Annotated in this window: 7 protein-coding genes and 1 pseudogene; 6 read left to right on the forward strand and 2 right to left on the reverse strand. The window is 48.8% G+C overall.

Annotated features, from left to right (window positions below; all coding sequences use genetic code 11):
* Positions 1–235, reverse strand: a pseudogene (locus JSQ97_RS12250) (hypothetical protein); the annotation flags it as partial.
* Positions 236–254: 19 nt separating this feature from the next.
* On the opposite strand from JSQ97_RS12250, the gene JSQ97_RS12255 reads away from it, so the two are divergent.
* Positions 255–704, forward strand: coding sequence for a hypothetical protein (locus tag JSQ97_RS12255; protein ID WP_205076304.1), 450 nt, complete (start codon positions 255–257; stop codon positions 702–704).
* 22 nt (positions 705–726) lie between these two features.
* Positions 727–1458 carry a head GIN domain-containing protein gene (locus JSQ97_RS12260; protein ID WP_205076305.1) on the forward strand — a complete coding sequence of 244 codons (732 nt, stop codon included), beginning with the start codon at positions 727–729 and terminating at the stop codon, positions 1456–1458.
* A gap of 155 nt (positions 1459–1613) precedes the next feature.
* Here JSQ97_RS12260 and JSQ97_RS12265 read toward each other — a convergent pair whose 3' ends face one another.
* The gene (locus JSQ97_RS12265) at positions 1614–2885 is read right to left on the reverse strand and encodes a class I SAM-dependent methyltransferase (protein WP_205076306.1); all 1272 of its coding nucleotides are present in this window, start codon (positions 2883–2885) and stop codon (positions 1614–1616) included.
* Positions 2886–2930: 45 nt separating this feature from the next.
* Here JSQ97_RS12265 and JSQ97_RS12270 point away from each other — a divergent pair, with 45 nt between their 5' ends.
* The 4 genes from JSQ97_RS12270 to JSQ97_RS12285 form a co-directional block, all read left to right on the forward strand.
* Positions 2931–3686, forward strand: a complete 756-nt coding sequence (locus JSQ97_RS12270) for a ParA family protein (RefSeq protein ID WP_205076307.1) — start codon at positions 2931–2933, stop codon at positions 3684–3686.
* Positions 3679–4626 carry a ParB/RepB/Spo0J family partition protein gene (locus tag JSQ97_RS12275; protein WP_205076308.1) on the forward strand — a complete coding sequence of 316 codons (948 nt, stop codon included), beginning with the start codon at positions 3679–3681 and terminating at the stop codon, positions 4624–4626. Before JSQ97_RS12270 ends, JSQ97_RS12275 begins: the two co-directional genes overlap by 8 nt.
* A 447-nt stretch (positions 4627–5073) precedes the next feature.
* The gene (locus JSQ97_RS12280; protein WP_205076309.1) at positions 5074–7017 is read left to right on the forward strand and encodes a DUF4139 domain-containing protein; all 1944 of its coding nucleotides are present in this window, start codon (positions 5074–5076) and stop codon (positions 7015–7017) included.
* Positions 7018–7465: 448 nt separating this feature from the next.
* Positions 7466–7749 (forward strand): DUF6994 family protein (locus JSQ97_RS12285; RefSeq protein WP_205076310.1); only part of this gene is annotated, 284 nt, incomplete at its 3' end.

Raw genomic sequence — 7749 nt, forward strand, 5'->3', positions numbered from 1 at the left:
TAGACTGGTGCTCGATCAATACGATGATTTTATCCTCGATGAGGCAGGCGATGTCGTTGCGGAAAGCCATGTACATCACCTGTTCGAGACGGAGCGGTTCGAGCTCGGTCGATGTATCGAGCTTTGTACCGTGGAGCGCGTTGTAGAGCGAAAGGAAATTCGCCTTTGCGTTTTTGTCTTCGCCGAAGAAGTCGACGAACACCGAATCTTTGTACCGACGATTGTGCTTTGCCATAAGACCTCTCAAAAAACTTTTGCAGGAAGTTGTAACTTCCGAAAAAGTTTTTTCTGTGCGCGTGAGCGCACACGTTCAATCGGCGAGTTTGCAACGCAAACTCGAGATAAGAACGCTGCGATTTCGAGCAATGCGCAGAAATCGCGAGTGTCTCCTACAAAAGAAAAACGCTCGGCGTTTTTCGTCTTCGGACTTTAGCGGAGGCGCTATTTCAGCCGATGCTTTTTATCGACCTCCGAAAAATACTCACCATATATATCGCGGAAATGTTGCGATTTCGGAGTTTTTTGAAAAAAATTATCGAAAAGACGTTGAAGATATGAAAGAAGGGTATGAAAAATCTTCTGCAAACTATAAATTTTACTTTGCAAGTAAAATGGATTCAAATTATCTGAGCGCATTTGATTCTTTCATCGAGAACAATAGGACTTGTAAGAATGTTGCCGATTTTATAAAATCCGATAAGTAAAATCGAAAACGGGAGATCAGCTATGAAAACGAAATTAATCGGTACTGTGATTTTTGCGGCGGCAGTGTTCTTTTTGCTTAGCTGTACGGGCTGTGAACTTTTACATATCGTCGACGGAAACGGGAATATTGCAACGAAAAGTTTTGATCTGAAAAATTTTACTGCAATTTCCTGTTCGGGCAGCTGGACGGTAAACGTCGAACAGGGCGACACCTTTGCTGTAAAAGTTACATCGGATGAAAATTTATTTCCGTTTTTTGACATATATGTTTCATCCGGAATACTGCATATCAAAGTAAAAAGCACATACAACTTGAAAAGCACCAAACAAGAAGTTTCCGTTACTCTGCCGGACTTGAAGGGATTGTACGTTTCGGGTTCCGCCAAAGTGTTTATGCCGAAATGTAACACGAAAGGAATGGACTTGACGCTGAGCGTTTCCGGCTCGGGGAAAATCAAAGTCGAAAATCTTACCGTAGAAAAAACAGAGCTGAAAATAGCGGGTTCGGGAACCGTTTCGGTGTCGGGCAAAGCGGAGAATATAAACGCTTTTATCTCCGGCTCCGGCAAAATGAAAGCCGCCGAATTGGAAGCAAACGATGCCTCGGTCGATATTTCGGGATCGGGTTCTGCGGAAGTTTGGGCAAAGAACACGTTAAACGGAGTCGTAAGCGGCTCGGGTATAATTTATTATAAAGGCAGCCCGCATATAACATTACGTAGTTCAGGCAGCGGGAAGATAAGGCCTCTCTAAAAAAGACCGGTACATCGTCTTTCAGTCGGATCATCTTCGGCATTTCGGCGGCCGCTGTTTATAAACTTGAACGCTGTCCGCCGCAGCAAAGCGGACGCCGTAACCGCTTGCAGCGCTAATCGGTGACGCTCGCACTCTGCAGCATCGAAGCGAATTCAGTGTTTTGTTTCCTGTTCGGCAGCGCCCGATTCCTGCAGCAACTTCCGCAGTATCGGCTCGGCGTGCAGTGCATCGCTGAGCGCTTTTGCTTCTTCGTTTGCGGCGGCGGCATTCGTTTTTCCTTTTGTGCGGCTGTCCGATTCCCGTTTGACGGCGCGGATCAAAATATTTTTCGGCGTGTGTTCGAGCGTGATGAATTCGAGGAGCTTGACGTCGTAACCCGCTTTTTCGAGGTATTCGGCGCGGAGCGCATCGGTTGCAAGAGCGGCAAAACGCTCTTTGATGATGCCGTATTTTAAAAGCGGAGCGAACGCGGCGTCTGCGGTATTTTTATCGAGCGCGGCGTTCAGTTCGTGCTGACAGCAGGGTACGCTTAAAATCGCTTTGCAACCGCAGTTTACGGCATAGGCGAGCGCGTAATCGGTCGCCGTATCGCATGCGTGCAGCGTGATGATGATGTCGGCTTTATCGCCGTCCGCATAAGAGGCGATGTCGCCTGCGGCAAAGTCGAGTCCTTCCGCTCCGAGCGCCGCCGCCGTTTTATTGCAATAAGCGACGACGTCTTTTTTCAAATCGAGTCCTGTAATGAGCGCGTCGATTTTTTTTATCTCTTTGAGATAATAGTGAAGCGCAAAGGTGAGGTACGATTTTCCAGAGCCGAAGTCGATGATTCGGAGGGGGCGCGAAGTGCCTGCCGCGCGCATAACCGAGGGAATGATATCGTCGATGAATTCGAGAAAGCGGTTTATTTGCCTGAACTTATCGTACTTCGACGCGATGACTTTTCCTTCGGCCGTCATCACTCCGAGAAGCACGAAAAACGGCGCGGGCTTTCCTTCGGGGATGAGGTAATTTTTTGTACGGTTGTGTCCTCTCGCATTCGATTGCCCGGCGCAGGAATTTTCGCACCCCGCGCCGCCGCATTCCGTATCACCGCAGTTCGAGCCGAATTGCCGGCGAGTTCCGTTTTCGATCGACTTTCGGAGCGTCGTCGTTTTTCCGTTTTTATTTCCGAGTATCGTGATGATTTCGGTTTCCGTACGCTCGACGCAGTTTTTAAACGTCGTACCCGCGTGCGCTTTCAAAAAATCGCCGAATTCTTCTTCCGTGTAATACTCCTGAAAGACCTGCGTCGCGGTAAATTTTTCCGCAAAATACGCTTTGCCCGAAGAAGCTACGTGCCGCTTTATTTTTATACGCGTATACGGTCTGCCCAAAATCGCTTCGACGTTTTTTACCGGTTTTGAAAACGTTGCCGAAAGTATCATACTATCGAGTATACTATTTTCCGAAAAAATGATATAGTAAAGCGTATGGGTAAATGTTTCGTATTCGTAAATCAAAAAGGCGGCGTCGGCAAAACGACGTCGGTGATCAACATCGGCGCATACATGGCGCTTGCCGGCAAAAAAACGCTCCTTGTCGATTTCGATCCGCAGGGCAATATGTCCAGCGGCGTCGGAGTGTCGAAAGACAAGCCGACCGTTTACGAGCTCATCGCCGGTCTTGCATCTCCCGCCGACGTCATCAAACACGCATCGGTAAAAAATCTCGACGCCGTCAGCGCTTCCATCGATCTGTCTGGAGCCGCGATAGAACTCGTCGATCAAAGCGACCGCGAATTTTACCTCAAAAAATCGCTCGAAAATCTGAAGAACGATTACGATTACATTCTCATCGATTGCCCGCCGTCTCTCGGCATTTTGACGCTGAACGGTCTTGCCGCCGCGGACGCGGTGCTCGTTCCGATGCAGTGCGAATACTTCGCGCTTGAAGGCATTACGCTCCTGCTTCAAACGGTAAAAAAAGTGCAGCAGGGCATCAACAAAAATCTTGTGATCGGCGGTATATTTTTTACGATGTACGATTCGCGCACGCGTCTCGCACAGGATGTCGTAACGCAGGTAAAGTCGTATTTTAAAGATCTCGTTTTTTCTACGATCATTCCGCGCAACGTGCGCCTTTCCGAAGCTCCGTCCAGAGGCCAGCCCATCTGCGAATACGATCCGTCGTGCGTCGGAGCGGTCAGTTATAAAAAACTTGCGGAAGAGGTGATGCGCCGTGGCTAAAAAAGGCGGACTCGGACTGGGGCGGGGACTCGACGCGCTCATGAATACGGGCGGAGAAAGCGCTTCCGTCGATGCGGATGTCGTTTCCGTGTCGGATATCGCCGTAGGTGCGAAGCTGCCCGAAGGTATCGAATCGGATGCGGACGGCGCGTTGTGGGCGGACGTCGCTCTATTGCAGCCGAATCCCCGTCAGCCCCGTAAAGAATTCGATCAGGCGTCACTCGAAGAACTCGCTTCTTCGATCAAAGAGCACGGCGTCGTGCAGCCGATCATCATCGAACCCGCAGGTGAAAAAAACTTTTTTATCATCGCCGGTGAGCGCCGCACGCGCGCGGCAAAGCTTGCGGGGCTTCAAAAAGTTCCCGTGCAGATACGGCGCTACAACGATCAAAAAAAGCTCGAAATCGCGCTCATCGAAAATATACAGCGTACCGATTTGAATCCGATCGAAGAAGCGGCGGCGTATTACAATCTCATGCAGATGGGAGATCTGAGCCAGGACGAAGCGGCGCAGCGCGTAGGCAAAAAACGTTCCACCGTTGCAAATGCGCTCCGCCTCTTAAAGCTCCCCGATGATATGCAGGCTTCTCTCATCGAAGGAAAGCTCACGGCAGGTCACGCGCGTGCGCTGCTTTCGGTCGTAAACCCCGCAGACCAGCGCGTGCTTTTTAATAAAATTATCGCAGACGGTCTTTCCGTGCGCCAAGCCGAAGAAAGTGCCTCATCATTCAACGGCGGAGGCAGAGCTGCGGACGCGAAAAAAAAGCAAAAAAAACGCGGAGCAAAAGATACCGATATCGTTGCAATCGAACAGAGATTTATCGAAAAGCTCGGTACAAAGTGCAAAATCAACGGAACGCTTGAAAAGGGTTCGATCGAAATCGATTATTTCAGCCGCGCCGACTTGGACAGACTCTACGACGTCATCTCCGGAACATAATTTTCAGTTTTACGTTCAGCGGTGCCGGAGACTGCGGTACCGAAACGTGCGCCTCTTTTTGTAACTGCGTACGCGCGCATCTGTTTTTCTACGGAGGATGCCGTGAAACATATTTTATTAATATCAATTTCGAGTTTTCTAAAACTCGAAATCTTCCATCCTGTCCGCAGATCAAGTGAATGGCGATTTTTGAAAACAAATAATATTGTGCGGAGACGAGGTTCCGGCCGCGTGCCGTTTCGAGCGTTAGGCTTACGGAAGCCTGCTTCAAAAGCTCGACTGCGGCATACACGGCGAGTTTGCAAAGCAAACTCGGTAGTGAGTGCAACGAACGAAGTTCTCGCCGAAAGCACATCTTTTATTATGTCTCAATTTCAAAAATCGACATTCATACTATTAATATCTTTATCGATTGCATCTGCAGCTGTTTTTGCACAAGGAGCGGCTATGTATAAGGACACGACGGTTCCGCTGAAAAACGTGACGCTGTATTCGTCGGGCGTCGCCTATTACGAACACGAAGGGCAAGCGTCGGGCGCTTCCCGCATCGGCTTATCGTTTACGCCGGAACAGATCAACGACGTTTTAAAATCGCTTATCGTTTCCGATTCGGCGGCAAAAAATATTTCGGTCGCCTATCAGTCGGAAGACGCGCTTCGGAAAATCCTCGAAAGCTTGAGCGTCAACCTGAGCGAAGTTTCGGATTTGGCCGATATATTATACGCCCAGCGCGGCGCGGAGATCGAAGTCGTCACCGGAGAAAAGGCAGCCGAAAAACTCGTCGGAAAAATTCTGACGGTCGACAGACGCGAGCGCGAAGCGGGCGGCGATACGCTTTCGCTTTTCGCTTCCGACGGCGTTCACATCCTTCCGTTTAAAGAAATAAAATCGTTCCGCTTTACCGATCCGAAGCGCGGAGAAGATTTAAATACCGCACTTTCCGTTCTGCTTCGTTCCTCGTCCGCTTCGAAAAAAAATCTTTCGATTCTCATCGATGCTGTGGGAAAGCGCGACATCCGCCTCGCATACGTTATGGAATCCCCCGTGTGGAAGCCGACGTACCGCATCGACGCGGGTTCCGGCACTGCGGAGTTTCAAGCGTGGGCAATCGTCGACAATTCGACCGACATCGACTGGAACGAGGTGTGCTTGACGCTGACGACCGGACGTCCCGTCGGTTTTAAGCAGGATCTGTATCCGCCGTATTATACATACCGTCCGACGCTGCCCCTCATGGCGGGTGCGGCAACCGCTGCGGAAACCTACGATTCCGCGTACGGAGAAGCCGATGAAGCGTACACGGAAGCTTCGTCTCCGCGCATGATGATGTCCATGAACAAAGTCGCCGCCGAAGCGAAAATCGGTTCAAGTTACGATTACGGCGATTCGCTTCGGGACACCGTAAATCGGAACGTTGCGGCATCCGACGTGTCCGCCGAAATGTTTACGTTTACGCCGGTAAAACCCGTTACGATCGGCCGACAGGAAAGCGTTATGATCCCTATCGCCGCGGTAAAACTGCCCGCCGAAAAGTTTTCCGTTTTTTCGAATATGCATCTCAGAGAAAACACCCACCCGAAATTCTGCGTCCGCATCGAAAATACGTCCGGCATGAAATTCCCGGCAGGTCCCGTTTCCGTTTCGTCAGAAGGCGCGTATGCGGGGGACGCCGTGCTCGAATTTTTGCCTGCGGGAGATACGCGCATCATCGGCTACGGTGACGATATGGAAGTGAACGGCAGCTTAACGAAAAAATCTTCGTCATCGATCGATACGGTGAAAATCGCGGGCGGGCTTTTGCACACCACGAAAAAACGCGTTTACGATTCGACGTATACGATAAAAAACTCCGCCGCAAAATCGCGGAAAGTCCTCATCGAACACCCGATCACGGGCAATGCCGCCCTCGTTGCGACGAAAGCGCTGCTTGAAAAAACGCCCGCCCTCTACCGCTTTACGCTTTCGGTCGATAAAAATTCAACCGGCACGCTCGCGGTAAGCGAAAGCGAAATCGTCGAAACTACTGCCGCTCTCATAAAGATGAATGTAAACGATTTTATCGCCTGCTCAAGCGATGCCGATATGCCGAAAGAGGTGCGGAAAGCGTTTGAAAACATCGCGGCAAAAAAGGCAAAGCTCGACGAAGCGAAGAGCGCATACGAAAAGCTTTCCGCCGACTACAAAACAATCGGCGACGAGCAAAGACGCGCGCGCGAAAATCTCGAAGCGACGGGCTCTTCGACTGCGCAGGGCAAACAATTCCTCGACAAACTGATGCGCCTCGAAAGCGAACTCGATTCGCTTAAAACGAAGACGGAAGCCGCCCGCGCAAATCTCGACAAAGCCGAAAAAGATTTTTCCGATTATCTGAAAACGGTAAAGGCCGGCTGAACGGGCGGCAGATACCGTCGGTAAGATTGTATGCCGCTGAGGTAAAGTATAATACTGCAAATCCTCTGTTTTCCTATCATCAAATGATAGTATGAATGTGCTATAGGTATAATAATTACGCGATGAAAGGGAAGAAAAAATGACGGATTTGTTTCAATGCTGCAATTTTTTAAAGGATTTTATAAGTGAAAAATTGGACGGAGATATAGAAAATTTCAAACAGTATAATTTTTTGCTTTTGGAAAATGATAAAAAATTCGGACGATGCAGTGAGTTCGGAACCGGCTTTGACCCCGATGATACGGAGATAGCGCGAGCCGTTTATTATTTAATATTCAGCAACAAAGTACATGATACCGATTTGGATTTTTCGTTTTCCGATATAGGAACTCATAAAAAATATCGCGGGGACACGCTGAATACATTTAATACGTTATTCGGCGAAAATATGGAAAGAGCTGTAAAATATTCAAACAATGATACGGCTTTTATAAAAGAAGTTGAACAGTTTAAAAATAAATGTTATGTGCTGGGAAACTTTACGATGCTGCCGAACCTTTATGCAAGCGGGCAAACGATCAATCTGTATCGCGGCAATTGGAACACATATAAAGATTATTTTGATGTCTTTCTTTATGAATTGAATAGATGTTACGAAGATGCTCCCGATAAAGATAAAACGTTATCCGAATTGATGAAAGCAAATTCATTTTATTTTGATATAGTAAACTC

It is taken from the genome of Treponema sp. Marseille-Q4523 (genome assembly GCF_016901105.1).
GTDB lineage: Bacteria > Spirochaetota > Spirochaetia > Treponematales > Treponemataceae > Treponema_D.

What these genes read in the sequence shown, in the direction of transcription:
- JSQ97_RS12260 (WP_205076305.1), top strand. Translation starts at nt 727, where the DNA reads ATGAAAACGAAATTAATCGGTACTGTGATTTTTGCGGCGGCAGTGTTC.
- JSQ97_RS12265 (WP_205076306.1), bottom strand. Translation starts at nt 2,885, where the DNA reads ATGATACTTTCGGCAACGTTTTCAAAACCGGTAAAAAACGTCGAAGCG.
- JSQ97_RS12270 (WP_205076307.1), top strand. Translation starts at nt 2,931, where the DNA reads ATGGGTAAATGTTTCGTATTCGTAAATCAAAAAGGCGGCGTCGGCAAA.
- JSQ97_RS12280 (WP_205076309.1), top strand. Translation starts at nt 5,074, where the DNA reads ATGTATAAGGACACGACGGTTCCGCTGAAAAACGTGACGCTGTATTCG.